This is a genomic window from Pseudomonas sp. Sample_20, assembly GCF_004307585.1.
Classification (GTDB): Bacteria; Pseudomonadota; Gammaproteobacteria; order Pseudomonadales; family Pseudomonadaceae; genus Aquipseudomonas; species Aquipseudomonas atacamensis.
On sequence record NZ_RCOA01000056.1, the window covers coordinates 1 to 19,777 of the forward strand.

At 61.3% G+C, this 19,777-nt stretch carries 17 protein-coding genes; 1 reads left to right on the top strand and 16 read right to left on the bottom strand.

Features of this window, described 5'->3' with window-relative positions:
• Positions 1 to 221: 221 nt before the first annotated feature.
• From D8U70_RS12450 to leuC, 16 genes are all read right to left on the bottom strand, one after another.
• Complete coding sequence (locus D8U70_RS12450; RefSeq protein WP_130928991.1) at positions 222 to 998, bottom strand: SDR family oxidoreductase; 777 nt, start codon at positions 996 to 998, stop codon at positions 222 to 224.
• A complete protein-coding gene (locus D8U70_RS12455; protein ID WP_130928992.1) occupies positions 995 to 2,206 on the bottom strand; it encodes an O-succinylhomoserine sulfhydrylase in 1,212 nt (403 codons plus the stop codon). Before D8U70_RS12455 ends, D8U70_RS12450 begins: the two co-directional genes overlap by 4 nt.
• A 71-nt stretch (positions 2,207 to 2,277) precedes the next feature.
• Entirely contained in the window at positions 2,278 to 3,783 is a 1,506-nt protein-coding gene (gene purF, locus D8U70_RS12460; protein ID WP_016773943.1) for an amidophosphoribosyltransferase, read from the bottom strand.
• 41 nt (positions 3,784 to 3,824) lie between these two features.
• On the bottom strand, positions 3,825 to 4,385 hold the full coding sequence (locus D8U70_RS12465; protein WP_130928993.1) for a CvpA family protein: 561 nt from the start codon (positions 4,383 to 4,385) through the stop codon (positions 3,825 to 3,827).
• Positions 4,386 to 4,483: 98 nt separating this feature from the next.
• Positions 4,484 to 5,146, bottom strand: a complete 663-nt coding sequence (locus tag D8U70_RS12470) for an SPOR domain-containing protein (protein WP_024012393.1) — start codon at positions 5,144 to 5,146, stop codon at positions 4,484 to 4,486.
• Entirely contained in the window at positions 5,130 to 6,437 is a 1,308-nt protein-coding gene (gene folC, locus D8U70_RS12475) for a bifunctional tetrahydrofolate synthase/dihydrofolate synthase (protein WP_130928994.1), read from the bottom strand. Before folC ends, D8U70_RS12470 begins: the two co-directional genes overlap by 17 nt.
• Complete coding sequence (accD, locus tag D8U70_RS12480) at positions 6,434 to 7,354, bottom strand: acetyl-CoA carboxylase, carboxyltransferase subunit beta (RefSeq protein WP_016773939.1); 921 nt, start codon at positions 7,352 to 7,354, stop codon at positions 6,434 to 6,436. Before accD ends, folC begins: the two co-directional genes overlap by 4 nt.
• Positions 7,355 to 7,553: 199 nt before the next feature.
• Positions 7,554 to 8,186 carry a phosphoribosylanthranilate isomerase gene (locus D8U70_RS12485; protein ID WP_024012391.1) on the bottom strand — a complete coding sequence of 211 codons (633 nt, stop codon included), beginning with the start codon at positions 8,184 to 8,186 and terminating at the stop codon, positions 7,554 to 7,556.
• Positions 8,187 to 8,250: 64 nt separating this feature from the next.
• A complete protein-coding gene (gene truA, locus D8U70_RS12490) occupies positions 8,251 to 9,075 on the bottom strand; it encodes a tRNA pseudouridine(38-40) synthase TruA (RefSeq protein WP_016773937.1) in 825 nt (274 codons plus the stop codon).
• A 268-nt stretch (positions 9,076 to 9,343) separates the two neighbouring features.
• Positions 9,344 to 12,004, bottom strand: a complete 2,661-nt coding sequence (locus D8U70_RS12495) for a FimV/HubP family polar landmark protein (RefSeq protein ID WP_130928995.1) — start codon at positions 12,002 to 12,004, stop codon at positions 9,344 to 9,346.
• A 209-nt stretch (positions 12,005 to 12,213) separates the two neighbouring features.
• Positions 12,214 to 13,224 (bottom strand): aspartate-semialdehyde dehydrogenase, encoded by a 1,011-nt coding sequence (locus tag D8U70_RS12500; RefSeq protein ID WP_122506453.1) that lies wholly within the window; start codon positions 13,222 to 13,224, stop codon positions 12,214 to 12,216.
• Between the two features lie 247 nt (positions 13,225 to 13,471).
• The gene (asd, locus tag D8U70_RS12505; protein WP_071171651.1) at positions 13,472 to 14,584 is read right to left on the bottom strand and encodes an aspartate-semialdehyde dehydrogenase; all 1,113 of its coding nucleotides are present in this window, start codon (positions 14,582 to 14,584) and stop codon (positions 13,472 to 13,474) included.
• A gap of 66 nt (positions 14,585 to 14,650) precedes the next feature.
• Entirely contained in the window at positions 14,651 to 15,733 is a 1,083-nt protein-coding gene (leuB, locus tag D8U70_RS12510; RefSeq protein WP_130928996.1) for a 3-isopropylmalate dehydrogenase, read from the bottom strand.
• Positions 15,734 to 15,787: 54 nt separating this feature from the next.
• Positions 15,788 to 16,555 carry a class I SAM-dependent methyltransferase gene (locus D8U70_RS12515; RefSeq protein ID WP_122706888.1) on the bottom strand — a complete coding sequence of 256 codons (768 nt, stop codon included), beginning with the start codon at positions 16,553 to 16,555 and terminating at the stop codon, positions 15,788 to 15,790.
• Positions 16,556 to 16,650: 95 nt separating this feature from the next.
• Complete coding sequence (leuD, locus tag D8U70_RS12520; protein WP_024012386.1) at positions 16,651 to 17,295, bottom strand: 3-isopropylmalate dehydratase small subunit; 645 nt, start codon at positions 17,293 to 17,295, stop codon at positions 16,651 to 16,653.
• Positions 17,296 to 17,297: 2 nt separating this feature from the next.
• The gene (gene leuC / locus D8U70_RS12525; RefSeq protein ID WP_041478531.1) at positions 17,298 to 18,728 is read right to left on the bottom strand and encodes a 3-isopropylmalate dehydratase large subunit; all 1,431 of its coding nucleotides are present in this window, start codon (positions 18,726 to 18,728) and stop codon (positions 17,298 to 17,300) included.
• A 139-nt stretch (positions 18,729 to 18,867) separates the two neighbouring features.
• Between leuC and D8U70_RS12530 the strand changes: the two genes are divergently transcribed.
• Positions 18,868 to 19,758, top strand: coding sequence for a LysR family transcriptional regulator (locus D8U70_RS12530; RefSeq protein WP_024012384.1), 891 nt, complete (start codon positions 18,868 to 18,870; stop codon positions 19,756 to 19,758).
• The last annotated feature ends 19 nt before the right edge of the window (positions 19,759 to 19,777 follow it).

Here is a 19,777-nt window from a genome sequence, read left to right on the forward strand (position 1 = left end):
AACCGCCGACATTCTGCTTGTAAGGCAGACGCTCTCCCAGCTGAGCTAATCACCCGTTTGCATCTCCGAGGCCGCGAAATTTACGCAGGTGGCGAAGCTAAGTCAATAGCAGGATTGGAGTTTTTCTGAAAAAGACGAAATTGCTTCATTCCTGAAGACGCCATCGACCGATAGACCGCATTCGCGAGCAGGCTCGCTCCCACAGCACGCGGCTTCGCTTGTTATTCCGTGTAGATCATCTTCTTGGTCATGCCGCCATCGACGACAAATTCCTGGCCGGTGACAAATCCGGCATTCCTCGACAGCAACCACGCCACCATCGCCGCCACGTCCTCGACAGTCCCTACCCTGCCCGCCGGATGCTGAGCATGATCGGCATCGGCCAAAGGTTCGGCGCGACGCACCGAGGGATCACGGGCATCAATCCAGCCAGGACTGACTGCGTTCACGCGGATTTCCGGTCCAAGGCTGATTGCCAGCGCATGGGTCAGCGCCAACAGCCCGCCCTTGCTCGCCGCATACGCCTCGGAGTCCGCCTCCGACTGTCGCGCGCGGGTCGAGGCCAGATTGACGATCGAACCGTTGTGCGCACGCAGATACGGCGCACAGTGCTTGGCCAGTAACATCGGCCCGCTCAGATTCACCGCCAGCACCCGATTCCAATACGCCAGATCGAGGCTTTCCAAGGTGATGTTGTGCGGATCGGCGACCGCCGCGTTGCAGACCAATGCATCAAGGCGACCAAACTGCCCCAACACCTCGGCCACGCCCAGCGCGACCTGATTTTCGTCGGCGACGTCCATGGCGATGAACCAGGCGTTCTCGCCCAGCACCTTCGCCACTTTCGAACCACGCACCCGATCAAGATCGGTCAGCACCACCTGCCAGCCTTCGCTGATCAGCCAAGCGGCGATTCCGAGGCCAATCCCGCGCGCAGCCCCGGTGACCAGCGCCACGCGGCCATGGGTATTGGTCGCCGGTGTGGACAACTCGATCACAATGCCGCCAGACCGCGCGCCAGATCAGCTTGCAGGTCAGCCAGATCTTCCAGACCGACCGCAACGCGGATCAGACTGTCACGAATGCCTGCCGCTTCACGCTCCTGCGGCGCCAGACGGCCGTGGGAGGTGGTGCTTGGATGGGTGATCGTGGTTTTGCTGTCGCCGAGGTTGGCGGTGATCGAAATCAACCGAGTAGCATCGATAAAGCGCCAGGCGCCCTCTTTGCCGCCCTTGACCTCGAAGCTGACCACCGCACCAAAACCCTTCTGCTGGCGCTGAGCCAACTCGTGCTGCGGATGACTCTTCAGACCGGCGTAATGGACCTTCTCGATGCCGTCCTGCTGCTCCAGCCATTCGGCCAGCGCCTGAGCGTTGGCGCAATGCGCTTTCATGCGCAGGTTGAGGGTCTCGAGGCCTTTGAGGAAGATCCACGCGTTGAACGGGCTGAGGGTCGGGCCGGCGGTCCGCAGGAAGCCGACTACTTCTTTCATCTGCTCACCGCGACCGGCGACAACACCGCCCATGCAGCGGCCCTGACCGTCGATGAACTTGGTCGCCGAGTGCACGACAATGTCCGCGCCGAGCTTCAGCGGCTGCTGCAACGCCGGGGTGCAGAAGCAGTTGTCGACCACCAGCTGTGCGCCCTTGGCATGAGAGATTTCAGCCAGGGCGGCGATATCCACCAGCTCGGCCAACGGATTGGACGGCGACTCGACAAAAAGCAGCTTGGTATTGGACTTGATCGCCGCGTCCCAGGCCGACAGATCGGCCAGCGGGACGTAATCGACTTCGACACCGAAGCGTTTGAAGTATTTCTCGAAGAGGCTGATGGTCGAGCCGAACACGCTGCGCGACACCAGCACATGATCGCCAGCACTGCACAGGCTCATCACCACCGCCATGATCGCGGCCATGCCGGTGGCCGTGGCGACGGCCTGCTCGGCGCCTTCCAGCGCGGCAATGCGCTCTTCGAACGCGCGCACGGTCGGGTTGGTGTAGCGCGAATAGACGTTGCCGGGCACTTCGCCGGCAAAGCGCGCCGCAGCATCGGCAGCGGTGCGGAACACGTAGCTGGAAGTGAAGAACATCGGATCACCGTGTTCGCCTTCCGGCGTGCGGTGCTGACCGGCACGGACGGCCAGGGTATCGAACGCTACGCCTTCGAGGTCGCTGTCCAGCCGACCGGCATCCCATTCCTGACTCATGCTGTCTCTCCTTGCTGTTCTCGAACAATAAATATCAGATACAAAACCGGCCCCTCAGGGCCGGTGGAAACTCAGTTGTTGTACAGATCGATGATCGCACTGACTGCCTGGGTCTTGACCTTCGAGGCATCGTTGCGCGCCTGTTCGATCTTGTTCAGGTAAGCCTCGTCGACGTCTCCGGTCACGTACTTGCCGTCGAACACTGCGCAATCGAAGTGCTCGATCTTGATCTTGCCGCCACCGACCGCTTCGATCAAGTCAGGCAGGTCCTGATAGATCAACCAGTCTGCGCCGATCAGGTCGGCCACGTCCTGAGTCGAACGGTTGTGCGCGATCAGTTCGTGAGCGCTCGGCATGTCGATACCGTAGACGTTCGGGAAGCGCACCGCAGGTGCCGCCGAGCAGAAGTAGACGTTTTTCGCGCCGGCTTCGCGGGCCATCTGGATGATCTGCTTGCAAGTGGTGCCGCGCACGATCGAGTCATCGACCAGCATGACGTTCTTGCCTCGGAATTCCAGCTCGATGGCGTTGAGCTTCTGGCGTACCGACTTCTTGCGCGCAGCCTGGCCCGGCATGATGAAGGTGCGACCGATGTAACGGTTCTTGACGAAGCCTTCGCGGAATTTCACGCCAAGGTGATTGGCCAGTTCCAGCGCTGCGGTACGGCTGGTGTCCGGAATCGGGATGACCACGTCGATGTCGTGCTCAGGGCGCTCGCGCAGGATCTTCTCGGCAAGCTTCTCGCCCATGCGCAGACGTGCTTTGTACACCGACACACCGTCGATGATCGAGTCCGGACGCGCCAGGTAGACGTGTTCAAAAATGCACGGGGTCAGCGACGGGTTGGTTGCGCACTGACGGGTGTGCAGCTTGCCATCTTCGGTGATGTACACCGCTTCGCCTGGCGCGAGGTCGCGGATCAGGGTGAAACCGAGCACGTCCAGGGAAACGCTTTCCGAGGCGATCATGTACTCGACGCCTTCGTCAGTGTGACGCTGGCCGAACACGATCGGGCGAATGCCGTGCGGATCGCGGAAACCGACGATGCCGTAACCGGTGACCATCGCCACAACGGCGTAACCACCCACGCAGCGGTTGTGCACATCGGTCACAGCGGCGAACACGTCTTCTTCGGTCGGCTGCAGCTTGCCGCGCTGGGCCAGCTCGTGGGCGAACACGTTGAGCAGCACTTCCGAGTCGGAACTGGTGTTGACGTGACGCAGATCGGATTCGTAGATCTCTTTGGCCAACTGTTCAACGTTGGTCAGGTTGCCGTTGTGCGCCAGGGTGATGCCGTACGGCGAGTTGACGTAGAACGGCTGGGCTTCGGCCGACGTCGAGCTGCCGGCAGTCGGGTAACGGACGTGGCCGATACCCATGTGGCCGACCAGACGCTGCATGTGACGCTGCTGGAACACGTCACGCACCAGGCCATTATCCTTGCGCAGGAACAACCGGCCATCATGGCTGGTCACGATACCGGCAGCGTCCTGGCCGCGGTGCTGGAGCACGGTTAGCGCGTCATACAGCGCCTGATTGACGTTCGACTTACCGACGATACCGACGATGCCACACATGCGACGCAACCCCTACTTAATGGATCTGAACTGAACAGCACTCACTGAGGCGTTTTCGCCGTCGGCAAGAGCTGCTCCTTGAACGGAATCTCAGCGGGTACGCTGATTCCGCTGGCAAGCCACTGACTGCTCCACCCGAGTATCAGGTTTTTGGACCAGTCGGCGACCAATAGAAACTTGGGCATGAGCTGTGATTCTTTCCACCACCCGTCCTGCTGTACCGGCCCCAGGCTCAACAGCCCGACCGCCACGACCACCAGCAACACGCCACGCGCTGCGCCGAAGGCCATGCCGAGGAATCGATCGGTCCCGGACAACCCGGTGACGCGAACCAACTCGCCGATAAGATAATTGATCATTGCGCCCACGATCAGTGTGGCGACAAACATGATGGCACAGCCCGCAATCACGCGAGCCGATGGGGTTTCGATGTATCCGGCGAGGTACTCGGACAGTGAGCCACCAAACATCCAGGCAACCGCTCCTGCGATGATCCAGGTCAGCAGCGATAACGCTTCCTTTACGAAGCCGCGGCTCAGACTGATCAATGCGGAGATGGCGATGATTGCAACGATCGCCCAGTCAACCCAGGTAAATGGCACAGTGCAGCCTACAGACGGATAAGGCGGCGCATTTTAGCAGAGCGCATGGCTGTCGGTAAGCTGCGATTGTCAGTGCTTTTCAATCGAGGTGATAGATTTCAGCCACGTTCAGGCTGAAAACGGACAACGAAGCCTTTGAGGTTCTGCTGACGACTCAGCAGATCACGCAGACGGTCGGCTTCGGCACGCTCGATCAGCGGACCGACGAACACCCGATTCTTGCCATCGGCCGAACGAATGTAGGCGTTATAACCCTGGCTGCGCAGGTTCTTCTGCAGGCTCTCGGCGCTGGCACGGCTCGACAGGCTGGCAAGTTGCACTGACCAGCTCACCGACAGACCGTTGGCATCGACGCGGCTCTGCGTGGTGTCAGGCTTGCTGGTTGCGGAGGTGATTGGCTGAGCCGGCGCCGGAATCGGCTTGGCCACTGGTGGCGGCGTTGCCGGGCGGGCAATCTGCGCCGGGATGGTCGGTGCCGGGGCGGCCGGAGCAGCAGCCGGAGCAGCAGGCACCACTTCTTCAGCGACCTCTTCGTCCGTTGGCACCGGCTCTTGTGGCAAAGCCTGGGGCTCAGGCACGGCGACCGGGTCCATTTGCACTTGCGGCATGGCCGAAGGCTGAGGCGCAGCCGGGGCCTCGACGGTCACCTGACGCTGCTCATCCTGACGGGAAAACAGCATCGGCAGGAAGATCACCGCCAGCGCCACCAGCACCAGCGCGCCAACCATGCGCTGCTTGTACGCTTTATCCAGCAAAGCCATTTGCCGCTTCCTCCGTGGAGCGCCGGGCCAGCCATTCAAGGGCCTCGGCGACACAATAAAATGATCCGAACAACAGAATCTCGTCGTCGCTGGTTGCTATAGCGCACTGCCCTTCCAGAGCGGCCGCAACGCTGGCATAGGACGTAACCGAAGCGCCAAGGTTCTCCAGCGCGGCCTCAAGCTCAGCCACCGGACGCGCGCGCGGCGAATCCAGCGGCGCGACAGCCCAATGCGCGACACTAGCATTCAATTCGCCAACAACACCATCGAGATCCTTGTCCGCCAGCAACCCGAACACCGCCAGACGCTTGCCAACCGGCGGCCGCGCAGCCAGACGTCGCGCGAGATATTCAGCGGCATGCGGATTGTGACCGACATCCAGCAACAGGTTCAGGCGCTTGCCGTTCCATTCGAACGAACGACGATCGAGGCGCCCGACCACGCGCGTCGCCTGCAACGCCGCGACAATCTGTTCGGCATTCCACGGCAAACCTGTCAGCAGATAGGCTTGCAGCGCCAGCGCGGCGTTTTCCATCGGCAGATCAAGCAGTGGCAAATCACGCAATTCGACCGCTTGGCCCTGCGCGTCGGTACCGCACCACTGCCAGTGCTGCTCAGTGATGCCGAGATCGAAATCGCGACCACGCAGAAAAAACGGGCAAGCCAGTTCGCGTGCCTTGTCGAGCAGCGGTTGCGGAGGATTCAGGTCGCCACACAGAGCAGGCTTGCCCTGGCGGAAGATTCCGGCCTTCTCGAAGGCTACGGATTCGCGGGTATTGCCCAGATAATCGGCGTGATCGACACCAATACTGGTGACCAGCGCGATGTCGGCATCCACCACATTGACGGTATCCAGACGCCCGCCCAGACCCACTTCAAGCACCACAGCATCAAGCGCGGACTGTTGGAACAGCCAGAACGCCGCCAGGGTGCCCATTTCGAAATAAGTCAGGGAAGTCTCGCCGCGGCCCGCCTCGACCGCAGCAAAGGCTTCGCACAGCTGGGCGTCAGTGGCTTCGACGCCATTGAGCTGCACCCGCTCGTTGTAACGCAACAGGTGCGGAGAATTGTAGACGCCAACGCTCAGGCCCTGCGCACGCAGCAAAGAAGCCACGAACGCGCAGGTCGAACCCTTGCCGTTGGTGCCAGTGACCGTGATCACCCGAGGCGCCGGCTGGCCCAGCCCCATACGGGACGCTACCTGTTGCGAACGCTCCAGGCCCATGTCGATGGCCGACGGATGCAACTGCTCGAGGTAGGCGAGCCATTCACCAAGGGTGCGCTGGGTCATACGTTGGCAGGCACCGGCGGAACCACGATCGGCTCGATCGGCGCGGCGACGAACTTCGGCGTCGGCTTGCCGGTCATTTGTGCCAGCAGGTTACCCAGACGTGGGCGCAGTTCCTGACGGTGGATGATCATGTCGATGGCGCCGTGCTCCAGCAGAAACTCGCTGCGCTGGAAGCCTTCCGGCAGTTTTTCGCGCACGGTCTGCTCGATTACCCGCGGACCGGCGAAGCCGATCAGGGCTTTCGGTTCGCCAACGATGACGTCACCGAGCATCGCCAGACTGGCGGAAACGCCGCCGTAAACCGGGTCGGTCAGTACGGAGATGAACGGAATGCCTTCTTCACGCAGGCGCGCCAGCACGGCCGAGGTCTTGGCCATCTGCATCAGCGAGATCAGCGCTTCCTGCATGCGCGCGCCACCGGAAGCGGCGAAGCAGATCATCGGGCAGCGGTTTTCCAGTGCGTAGTTGGCAGCGCGCACGAAGCGCTCACCGACGATGGCGCCCATGGAACCGCCCATGAAGTTGAATTCGAATGCCGAAACCACTACCGGCATGCCCAGCAGGGTACCGCTGACCGAGATAAGCGCATCTTTTTCGCCGGTCTGCTTCTGCGCAGCAACCAGGCGGTCCTTGTACTTCTTGCCGTCGCGGAATTTCAGACGGTCAACCGGCTCCAGGTCAGCACCCAGTTCGTTGCGGCCTTCCGGATCGAGGAAGATGTCGATACGCGCACGTGCGCCGATGCGCATGTGGTGGTTGCACTTGGGGCAAACGTCCAGGGTCTTTTCCAGCTCCGGACGGTACAACACCGCCTCGCAGGACGGGCATTTGTGCCACAGACCTTCAGGCACCGAGCTCTTCTTGACCTCCGAGCGCATGATCGAAGGGATCAGTTTGTCTACTAACCAGTTGCTCATGCTTTCTTTCTCCAGTACCGGCGGCCCGAACGCTCTGGTTCGCAGCCCCGCGTATGCCCTTGAGCTAAATTCATGTGTGTGGCGATGGTTGATGAACAGTCGCGGTCAGCGCGGAACATGACCTGCGTACGATTCAGCAACCCTCAGCCGCGCCTGCTTTGTGCAAGTGCATTGATGGACGGCGGCAGACTGCCAGCCGTCACATCGACGATGTATTGCCGCGCACCGCGTTGATGAATGCGCGAATCTTGTGGTGATCCTTGATGCCTTTGCTCGCCTCTACCCCGCCGCTGACATCCACCGCGTAGGGCTTGACCCGCGCTACCGCGTCGGCAACGTTCTCCGGCGTCAGGCCGCCGGCCAGAATCAGCGGTTTGCTCAGGTGTTGCGGAATCAGTGACCAGTCAAACGCCTCGCCGGTTCCACCGGGCACCCCTTCGACATAGGTGTCGAGCAGCACGCCACTGGCGCCGGGAAAGGCATCGCAGGCGGCGGCAATGTCATCGCCGGCCTTGACCCGCAGCGCTTTGATGTACGGACGATGCCAGCCTTCACACTCCTGCGCGCTTTCGTCGCCATGGAACTGCAGCAGATCAAGCGGCACCGCATCGAGGATTTCTCCCAGCTCGCAACGACTGGCGTTGACGAACAGCCCCACGGTGGTGACGAACGGCGGCAACGCCTTGATGATCGCCCTTGCCTGCTGCACATTCACTGCACGCGGGCTCTTGGCGTAAAACACCAGACCGATCGCATCGGCACCGGCTTCGACGGCGGCCAGTGCATCTTCGATGCGGGTAATGCCACAGATCTTGCTGCGAACAGCTGACATGTCAGGAAAACCTCAAGGCAAAATCCGAAAACGTCCCGGATGGTAACAAAAGCGTCCGAGGGCGTCAGCCGTCAAGTTCGGAGAAACCCGTAAGGAAATGTGGCCCGATAAAGCGCTCGGGCAACGGGAATTCGTCGTGATACTCGACCTGCACCAGATAGAGCCCATATGGATGCGCCGTCACCCCGCCGGAGCGACGCTCGCGACTCTCCAGCACTTCTTTCATCCACTCCACCGGGCGCTCCCCGGCACCGATGGTCATCAGCACACCGGCAATATTGCGCACCATGTGATGCAGGAACGCGTTGGCACGAATGTCGAGCACGATCATCTTGCCGTGACGAGTCACGCGCAGGTGATGCATCTTCTTGATCGGCGACTTGGCCTGGCACTGACCGGCCCGGAACGCGCTGAAATCGTGGGTACCGATCAGGTACTGCGCGGCCTCGGCCATACGCTCGGCGTCGAGCGGACGGTGATTCCAGGTGATTTCTTCATTGAGGTGCGCCGGGCGAATCTGATCGTTGTAGATCACATAGCGATAACGCCGGGCGATGGCCTTGAAGCGCGCATGAAAATGCGCCGGCATGACCCTGGCCCAACTGACGCTGATGTCATGGGGCAGATTGATGTTGGCGCCCATGACCCAGGCTTTCAGCGAGCGATCAACTTGAGTGTCGAAGTGCACGACTTGGCCGCAGGCATGCACGCCGGCATCGGTACGCCCGGCGCATTGCAGGGAAACCGGCGAATTGGCGACTTTCGACAGGGCCTTTTCAAGCTCTTCCTGCACCGTCGCCACACCGGTCAACTGACGCTGCCAGCCGCTGTAGCGCGAGCCTTTGTACTCAACGCCCAGCGCGACGCGGTAAAAGCCGTCGGGCGCCATTTCGGCGACCGGGTTATCTATGTTTGCCAAGGTGGGACAGCCTGCTGATTTGCAAAGGCGGGCATTATAAGGCGGTGGGCCGGGGATGCCAGAGTTCTCTATCGGCAGTACCGCCCTCTTCGCGAGCAGGCTCGCTCCCACATTTGCAATGCGTCCCCCCCTGCGGGAGCGAGCCTGCTCGCGAAAGCAATCGATCAGACACCGCAGAATCCGGCACAAACAAAAACGGCAGCCCCACCGGGCTGCCGCTTATTGTTTACCGCTGAACTTACGCCAGGTTGGAAAGCATTTCCTTGGCCTCGCCCCGCTGCTTCTCATCACCCTCGGTCAACACTTCGTTGAGGATGTCACGGGCACCGTCGGCGTCGCCCATGTCGATGTAGGCCTGGGCCAGATCGAGTTTGGTCGCCGCTTCGTCGGTGCCGGCGAGGAAGTCGAAATCGTCTTCGCCCAGATCGTCACCCATCGCGGCGTCCGCTTCGGTGAAGCTCGGTTCGGCCATGCTTTGCGACAGGCGATCCAGCTCGGCATTGACGTCGTCCAGCTCGGCCGCGAAGGCATCCGGCTCAGCAGCCGGGTTGCTGTCCATTTCGTCCGCCAGCGACAGGTCGAAATCAGCTGGCAGCTCCAGATCGTCCTGCGGCACGTCAGCGACAACCGGCGTCTCGACCGGCGGCAAGTCCTTCACGCCGTCGTCCAGATCCAGCAGGAAGTCATCTTCAGCCAACGTGGCCGGCGATGGTTCGGCGCCGAGATCCATATCCAGATCGAAGTCCGACAGATCGTCGAGATTGTCTTTCATCTCAGTCTGTTCTTGCAGCACCGAGGCGAAGCTCAGATCGTCTTCAGCCGGAAATGCGTCGAGCTCGACCGGCGCTTCTGGCTCGACCGCTGGCGCAGGATCGACCGGGGTGATGTTGTCGAGGTCGTCCAGGCTCAAATCGAACGCGGTGTCGAGATCGTCAGCGGCATTCTCGGGCGCTTGCGGCTCGTCTTGCAGCAGTTCCTTGACGTACTGCGCGTCCAGCTCGGCAGCGACTGCGGCAGCCGCCAGTCCACCGGCAGCAACCACAGCCATGGCCGGGAAGCGGCTCTTCAGTGCTTCGACCTTGGCGAAGTTATCGCCATTGGCTACCAGTTGACGCTCTTGCGCAACGAACGCATCGCGGTCGCCCTGCTGACCGTAGACTTCCATCAGCTTCAGGCGCAGATCGCTGCGTTCCGGCTCAAGGCTGACGCCCTCTTCCAGCAGCGCGGCGGCTTGATTGAGGCGACCGGCATTGATGTGCGATTGCGCTTTGTCGAGCACATCATCAGAGCGTTCGCCGGCCGGGGCCACCAGTGGTGCGGCAATCGGCGCAGCCATCACCACCGGAGCGACGACCGGTGCTGGAGTTGGCGCAGGCGCCGGAGCTGGCGTATTGAGCTTGACGCTGGCTGCCGGGGTTTCCAGGCCAGAGAAGCTGCTTTCCGGCAGATCCTGCTCAGCAGAGAACTCTTGCTCTTCAGCCAGAGCGCGGGCCATGCGCAGGTGCTTTTCGGCTTCCTGCTGGGCTTTGCGACGGCGCGCCAGCAGCAACAGCAGAAGCAGCAGAACCACCGCACCGCCGCCGATCAGGCCGAGCAGGATCGGATTGGTCAGCAGTTCATTGAAGGCTTTGTCGTCATCGGCGGCAACAGGCGGCGTAGTTTCGACCACCGGCTCGACGACTGGCTCAACCGGGGTTTCCGCTGGCGGCGCGATGGCCGACTCTGGAGTCGGTGAAGCCGCTGCGGCGTCGGCCGGAGTGGCTGGCGGTGTTGCGGCCAGTTCGGCAGTGATCGCCGGCACCGGCGGCACAGCAGCAGTGGCGCCAGGCGCAGCGCCGGCGCCGTCGGCCTGCATCTTCGCCAATTGATTGTTCTTCAGCTCGATGAGCTTTTGCAGCTTGTCCAACTGGCTCTGCAGATCCGCCATGCGGCTTTTCAGTTCCTCGTTGTCACGACGGGTCGTGTCGAGGTTTTCCTGGGTGATTGCGAGCTTATTGCTAAGCGCCTTGGCATCGCCGGCAGGGCCTTTCGCACCGGGCTTGGCACTTTCCGCCGAGACCAGGCTCAGATTGTCCTGAGTGTTGGCCGCTGCACCGGTATTGCCACGGCCACGATTGGTCGCATCCAGCTGCTGCTGACCGGTGCCAGGCTTGCCCACATAACGCCGGCCCTGACGCCAGGCTTCGTTCTGCGCCGCCACTTCAGCGATGGCTGCCGACTGCGGCAGCGCCGTGCTTTGTACCGGATCCGGCAGACGCAGCACCTGGCCGGTTTTCAGACGGTTGATGTTGCCGTCGATAAAGGCATTCGGATTGAGCGCCTGAATCGCCAGCATGGTCTGCTGCACCGAGCCGCCGTTGCGCGCCTTCGCGGCGATTTCCCACAGGGTATCGCGCGGCGTGGTGGTGTATTGATTGCGATGGGTGGCGCCAGTGGTGGGCGCAGTGATGGTCTGCGACGGCGCCGGTTGCGCGGCGGCGTCTGCGGTCTGCGGCGAGAACTTCGACGGATCGAGCAGCACGCTGTAATCACGCAGCAGGCGGCCATTGGGCCACATCACCTGCACGAGGAACTTCACCATCGGTTCCGACAGCGGTTGGCTCGAGGTCACGCGCAACACGCTTTTGCCGCTGGCGTTGAGTACCGGGGTGAACGTCAGGTCATTGAGAAAAGCCTGACGGTCGACGCCGGCCTTGGCGAAATCTTCAGGGGAAGCCAGGCTCGGCACCACCTCGGCGGCGGTGAGATCCTTGACGTCGAGCAGCTCGATTTCAGCCACCAACGGCTGGTTCAGGGTCGACTTCAGGGTCAGCTCCCCGAGCCCGAGGGCATGCGCCATACCGGAGGACAGCGCCGAGGCGGCCGCTATTGCTAACACCAGTTTGCGAACTTGAACCATAGCCTCATCCTTTGTTTGAACGTTCCTCGGCCAGCGAGAAGCTTTTGAATACCGCTGCCGTAAGGCATTGCGCGCGACGACGGGGGTCGCCGCGCGCGATCATTTCTGTGCTGCCCCGGAAAGTCCCGGAGGGTGACTCGTCATCGACGCGCTTCGGGCAAGCATAGCGCTCACCTAGAATCAGTCGACAAATTGTTGCCAAGTATCTTTTACAGCAGGTCTTTTATCAACAACTCAGCCAGTTGCACGGCATTGAGCGCCGCGCCTTTGCGTACGTTATCTGACGTCAGCCAAAGATTTAGTTCCGCCGGGTCGTCGACACCACTGCGCACGCGGCCGACATAGACCACGTCCTGCCCCACCGCATCGCCGACTGCGGTCGGATAATCGCCGGCCTCGACCAGCTCGATGCCCGGTGCTGCCTCGAGCGCTGCGTTGACCTTTTCCAGGTCAACAGCGCTGCCTGACTGCAAGGTCACGCTAAAGCTATCGCCAAAAAACACCGGGGCTTGAACGCAAGTGGCAGAAATCTTCAATAAAGGTTTTGCCAGAACCTGGCGCAGCTCTCGAACCAATCGTTTTTCCAGCAGCGTGTGGCCCTGCGCATCAGGCGTACCGACTTGTGCCAGCAGGTTGAACGCCATCTGCCGGTCGAAGAACGTCGGTTCCAGCGGACGCATGTTGAGCAGCTCGGCAGTCTGCCGCGCGAGCTCGGTGACCGCCTCGCGACCTTGGGCAGAAACGGCCAGGTTGGCGGTGACGTTGACGTATTGCAGATCGAGCAGATCGAGCAACGGCGCCAGCACCACGGCAAGCGTAGTGGCCGACGGGCTTGGGCTGCTGACCTGGAACGGGCTTTTCAGACTGGCGAGAATATCGGCATTGGCCTCGGGCACCACTTGTGGCGCCTGATCCGCAGGCAACGCGCCGGACAGGTCGATCAGTGAGCAACCTGCAGCATGGGCGCGAGCGGCGTAGCTCAGCGACACCGCAGCGCCGGCAGCGAAGAATACCAGTCTGACCTTGCTGAAATCGAACTCGTCGACCTCGCGCACGCGGACGTTTTTGTTGCGGAACAGCACCGAGCTGCCGGCCGATTCGCTGCTGGCCAGCAGGTGCAAATTGCCGACCGGGAAGTCGCGTTCTTCGAGAATCTGTACGAGGGTTTCGCCGACAGTACCGGTGGCGCCGATAACGGCGATATCGAAAGTCTGGGTCATGGAGCTACCTCTGGCAAAACGGGGGGAGCGGCACTTTACCGGGTGGGTGGCGCACAGGCAATTTCTGCCCGTACCGATCATTCCCACGCTCTGCGTGGGAATGTCTCAACGGACGCTCCGCGTTCTGCTTTGGAAGGGACGCAGAGCGTCCCGGGATGCATTCCCACGCGGAGCATGGGAACGATCATTGCGCATAAAAAAACCCGCACCTCTCACAAGGCACGGGCTCTTTCATTGCTTCAAGCGATCAACGCTCCAGCAGGATCCGCAGCATGCGGCGCAGCGGTTCGGCCGCGCCCCACAGCAGCTGGTCGCCGACGGTGAAGGCGCCGACGAATTGCGAACCCATGTTCAGCTTGCGCAGACGACCGACCGGTACATTCAGGGTGCCGGTGACCTTGGTCGGGCTCAGCTCCTGCATGCTGATCTCGCGGTTGTTCGGTACCAGCTTGACCCACGGGTTGTGCTGGCTGATCAGCCCTTCGATATCGGCGATCGGTACGTCTTTGTTCAGCTTGATGGTCAGCGCCTGGCTGTGGCAGCGCATGGCGCCGATGCGCACGCAGATGCCGTCGACCGGGATCGGGCTCTTGAAGCGACCGAGAATCTTGTTGGTCTCGGCCTGGGCCTTCCACTCTTCGCGGCTCTGGCCGTTCGGCAGTTCCTTGTCGATCCACGGGATCAGGCTGCCGGCCAGAGGTACACCGAAGTTTTCGGTCGGGTAGGCTTCGCTGCGCATGGCTTCGGCCACGCGACGGTCGATGTCGAGGATCGCGCTGGCCGGGTCGGCCAGTTGATCGGCGACAGCGGCGTGGGTCGCGCCCATCTGCTTGATCAGTTCACGCATGTTCTGCGCGCCGGCACCGGAGGCCGCCTGATAGGTCATGGCGCTCATCCACTCGACCAGACCGGCCTCGAACAGACCGCCCAGGCCCATCAGCATCAGGCTGACGGTGCAGTTGCCGCCGATGTAGTTCTTGGTGCCCGCGTCCAGCTGCTGGTCGATGACCTTACGGTTGACCGGGTCGAGAATGATCACCGCGTCATCGTTCATGCGCAGGCTCGACGCCGCGTCGATCCAGTAGCCCTGCCAGCCGGCTTCACGCAGCTTGGGGAATACTTCGCTGGTGTAGTCGCCGCCCTGGCAGGTCAGGATCACGTCGAGGGTCTTCAGCTCGTCAATGCTGTAAGCGTCCTTGAGCGGAGCAATGTCCTTGCCCACGGACGGGCCTTGGCCACCGACATTGGACGTGGTGAAAAACACCGGCTCGATAAGATCGAAATCCTGCTCTTCCAGCATCCGCTGCATGAGCACGGAACCGACCATCCCGCGCCAACCGATCAGACCTACACGTTTCATCGCAACTACACCTTCTTGAAAAGTGGGCCGCTGCTTTGTATTGAATTTCGCAGCGGGCCCGAGAGATTACAGATTCCGCAGCGCGGCGACTACTGCGTCGCCCATTTCCTGCGTACCGACTTTGGTACAACCGGCCGAGTGGATGTCGCCCGTGCGCAAGCCCTGATCGAGCACGACGCTGACGGCTTTTTCGATGGCATCGGCAGCGTCGTGCAGATTGAAGCTGTAACGCAGCATCATCGACACCGACAGGATCGTCGCCAGCGGGTTGGCAATGCCTTTACCGGCAATGTCCGGGGCCGAACCGTGGCACGGCTCGTACATGCCCTTGTTGTTGGAATCCAGCGAAGCCGACGGCAGCATGCCGATCGAACCGGTGAGCATCGACGCTTCATCGGAGAGGATGTCGCCGAACAGGTTGTCGGTGACGATCACGTCGAACTGCTTGGGTGCGCGCACCAACTGCATGGCGGCGTTGTCGACGTACATGTGGCTCAGCTCGACTTCCGGGTAATCCTTGGCCACTTGCTCGACCACTTCGCGCCACAACTGGCTGGATGCCAGCACGTTGGCCTTGTCCACCGAGCAGAGCTTCTTGCCACGCACCATGGCCATGTCGAAACCGACACGGGCGATGCGGCGGATTTCGCTTTCGCTGTACGGCAGGGTGTCGTAGGACTGACGCTCGCCGTTGTCCAGCGTACGGGTGCCACGCGGCGCGCCGAAGTAAATGCCGCCGGTCAGCTCACGGACGATGAGGATGTCCAGACCGGCAACGATTTCCGGTTTCAGGCTCGACGCGTCGGCCAGTTGCGGATAGAGGATCGCCGGGCGCAGGTTGCCGAACAGGCCCAGTTGCGCGCGGATTTTCAGCAGGCCGCGCTCAGGGCGGATGTCACGCTCGATGGTGTCCCATTTCGGGCCACCGACAGCGCCCAGCAGCACAGCGTCGGCAGCGCGGGCGCGATCAAGGGTCTCGTCGGCCAGCGGCACGCCATGCTTGTCGATGGCCGCGCCACCGATCACGTCGTGGTTCAGCTCGAAGCCCAGGCTGTACTTGTCATTGGCCAATTCCAGCACCTTGACCGCTTCGGCCATGATTTCCGGACCAATACCGTCACCCGGGAGAATCAGAATCTGCTTGCTCATGCTTTCCTCGTGTCTTCAAGCGGTGCGCCAGTGAACGGCGCGCCGGGAAAAATTCTATCGCTCGGCCTTCAGTACGATCACATCGGTACTGAACGAGCCGTCGGCATCTATCTCAAAATACTCACGCACTTCGTTGCCCATCGACTGCTGCAACTGGCGGATCGCCGCGCGCATCACGTCAGGTGTGCGCATGCGCTCGACCCAACTGCTGTACTCCAGACGCAGGCGCTGACGGGTGGTACTGCGAACATGCAGTCCGGCCTCGCTAACCTGGCGCAGCCACTCGGCGGCGGAGTAGTCGCGCACGTGGCTGGTGTCGCGCAGCACTTCAACGCTTTGCAGGTAAGTGTCGAACAACGCACTGCCCGGTGACAACACATCAACGAACGCCGTCACCCCGCCCGGCTTCAGCACCCGACGTACTTCGCGCAACGCCAGGCCAAGGTCGCTCCAGTGATGCGCCGAATAGCGGCTGAACACAAATTCGAACTCGCCATCGGCGAACGGCAAGCGCTCGGCAGCACCATTGACGGTAATGATGTTGCTCAAGCCGCGATCGACGGCAGCGCCGGCAACCACATCAAGCATTTGCTGCGACAAGTCGTAAGCCACCACTTCCCTGACCAGCGGCGCGACATGGAAACTGACGTGACCGGCGCCACAGCCCAGATCCAGCACCCGCGCTCCACCCTGCCCGGCCAGTTCAGCCTGGAGCAGCGCGAATTCGCTGCCTTGGGCGTGAACCGCGCTGCTCAGGTAAGCGGCGGCCTGTTCGCCGAATTGCTTCTGGACGACCTGGGTGTGCTGGGCGGTGCTGGTCATGGATCACATCCTGTAAGCAGTGTTATTTGAAATACATTCCCTGTGGGAGCGAGCCTGCTCGCGAAGAGGCCCGCCCTGACTACATCAATCCCGAATCAAGCGTCGCGAAACAACCACGGCTGACTAACCCGATGCTTGGCTTCGAACGTCGCAATCGCATCGCCGTCCTGCAAGGTCAGGCCGATATCGTCAAGACCATTGAGCAGGCAGTGCTTGCGAAACGCATCGATTTCGAAGCTGTACACCTTGCCATCCGGGCGGGTCACGGTCTGCGCTTGCAGGTCGATCTGCAATTGATAACCCGGCTCGGCTTCAACTTGCTTAAACAGTTCATCAACTTCTGCATCGCTGAGGATGATCGGCAGCAGGCCGTTCTTGAAACTGTTGTTGAAGAAGATGTCGGCGTAACTCGGCGCGATGATGCTGCGGAAACCGTACTCTTCCAGCGCCCACGGCGCGTGTTCACGGCTCGAGCCGCAGCCGAAGTTCTCGCGGGCGAGCAATACGCTGGCACCCTGATAACGCTCGGCGTTGAGGACGAAATCCTTGTTCAACGGGCGCTTGGAGTTGTCCTGGTACGGCTGGCCGACATCCAGATAACGCCACTCGTCGAACAGGTTCGGACCGAAACCGGTGCGCTTGATCGACTTCAAGAACTGCTTGGGAATGATCTGATCGGTGTCGACGTTGGCACGATCCAGAGGCGCGACAAGACCAGTGTGCTGAGTAAATGCCTTCATCTTTACTGTGCTCCTTGGATCAATTCACGAACGTCGATGAAACGGCCGTTCACTGCTGCCGCCGCTGCCATCGCCGGGCTGACCAGGTGGGTACGGCCACCGGCGCCCTGACGGCCTTCGAAGTTACGGTTGGACGTCGAGGCGCAATGCTCGCCGGACTCCAAACGGTCCGGGTTCATCGCCAGGCACATCGAGCAACCCGGCTCACGCCATTCGAAACCGGCCTCGAGGAAAATCTTGTCCAGCCCTTCGGCTTCCGCCTGCGCCTTGACCAGACCCGAGCCCGGCACGACGATCGCCTGCTTGATGGTCGAGGCCACCTTGCGGCCCTTGGCGATCACCGCAGCAGCGCGCAAGTCTTCGATGCGTGAGTTGGTGCAGGAACCGATGAACACGCGATCAAGCTGAATGTCGGTGATCGCCTGATTGGCGGTCAAACCCATGTATTTCAAGGCGCGAACGATCGAGTCGCGCTTGACCAGATCCATTTCCTTGGCCGGGTCCGGCACGTTCTGATCAACAGCCAAAACCATCTCAGGCGAAGTGCCCCAGCTGACTTGCGGCTTGATCTGCGCGGCGTCGAGCTCGACCACGGTGTCGAACTTGGCATCGGCATCGGAAACCAGGTCTTTCCAGGCTTCGACGGCCATGTCCCACTGCTCGCCTTTCGGCGCGAATGGACGACCTTTGACGTAGTCGATGGTCTTCTGATCCGCCGCCACCAGGCCGACGCGGGCGCCGGCTTCGATGGACATGTTGCAGATGGTCATGCGGCCTTCAACGGACAGATCGCGGATCGCGCTGCCGGCAAATTCGATGGCGTGGCCGTTACCACCGGCGGTGCCGATCTTGCCGATCACCGCGAGAACGATGTCCTTGGCGGTCACGCCGAACGGCAATTGCCCTTCAACGCGCACCAGCATGTTTTTCATTTTCTTCGCGACGAGGCACTGCGTGGCGAGCACGTGCTCGACCTCGGAGGTGCCGATGCCGTGGGCCAACGCACCGAATGCGCCGTGGGTCGAGGTGTGCGAGTCACCGCAGACCACGGTCATGCCCGGCAAGGTCGCGCCCTGCTCCGGACTGATCACGTGAACGATGCCCTGACGCACGTCGTTCATCTTGAATTCGACGATGCCGTATTCATCGCAGTTGTCGTCGAGGGTCTGCACCTGCAAACGCGAAACCTGATCGGCAATGGCTTCGATGCCGCCCTTACGCTCCGGGGTGGTCGGTACGTTGTGGTCCGGGGTCGCAATGTTGGCATCGATGCGCCAAGGCTTGCGCCCGGCCAGACGCAAGCCTTCGAAAGCTTGCGGCGAAGTCACTTCGTGGATGATGTGACGATCGATGTAGATCAGCGCCGAGCCATCGTCGCGCTGCTTGACCAAATGCGAATCCCAGAGCTTGTCGTAGAGCGTTTTGCCGGCCATCAGACGGTTCCTCATCAGCTTGTTTCTATGCCCTGGGCTTATCAATAACCCTTTGGCTTGTGAGGCCGATCCTATGGGGTTAGATTAAATAACTCAAATTCATATTTTTTATGCTTTGGATAACCAACTGGAATGCGACATGGACTTGGCTAACCTCAACGCTTTTATTGCCATCGCCGAGACCGGCAGCTTCTCCGGCGCCGGCGAACGCCTTCATCTGACCCAACCGGCGATCAGCAAGCGCATCGCCGGTCTTGAGCAGCAATTGAAGGTGCGCCTGTTCGACCGCTTGGGCCGTGAAGTCGGCCTGACCGAGGCCGGTCGCGCCCTGCTGCCACGGGCTTATCAGATTCTCAACGTGCTCGACGACACCCGCCGCGCCCTGACCAACCTGACCGGCGAGGTCAGCGGTCGCCTGACGCTGGCCACCAGTCACCACATCGGCCTGCACCGCTTGCCGCCTCTATTAAGGGAGTTCACCCGCCGCTACCCACAGGTTGCGCTGGATATTCAATTCCTTGATTCGGAAGTGGCCTACGAGGAAATTCTCCACGGCCGCGCAGAACTGGCGGTCATCACCCTCGCGCCAGAGCCGCATACCTTGGTCAAAGCCACGCCGGTGTGGGACGACCCGCTGGATTTCGTCGTCGCCCCGGAGCATTCGCTGATCAACAACGGTGCCGTCAGTCTGGCGGACATCGCCGGCCATCCGGCGGTTTTTCCCGGCGGCAACACCTTTACCCACCACATCGTCCAGCGTTTGTTCGAAGCCCAGGGCCTGACGCCGAACATCGCCATGAGCACCAACTACCTGGAAACCATCAAGATGATGGTCTCCATTGGCCTGGCCTGGAGCGTGCTGCCGCGCACCATGCTCGACGAACAAGTGGCAAGCATCGCATTGCCGGGCATACAGCTCACTCGCCAGCTAGGCTATATCTTGCACACCGAACGGACGCTATCGAATGCAGCACGCGCCTTCATGGCCCTGCTGGATGCACAGATCGATCGGCCAGGGATCCCGGCCTGACTTGTGCTACTCCTATAGA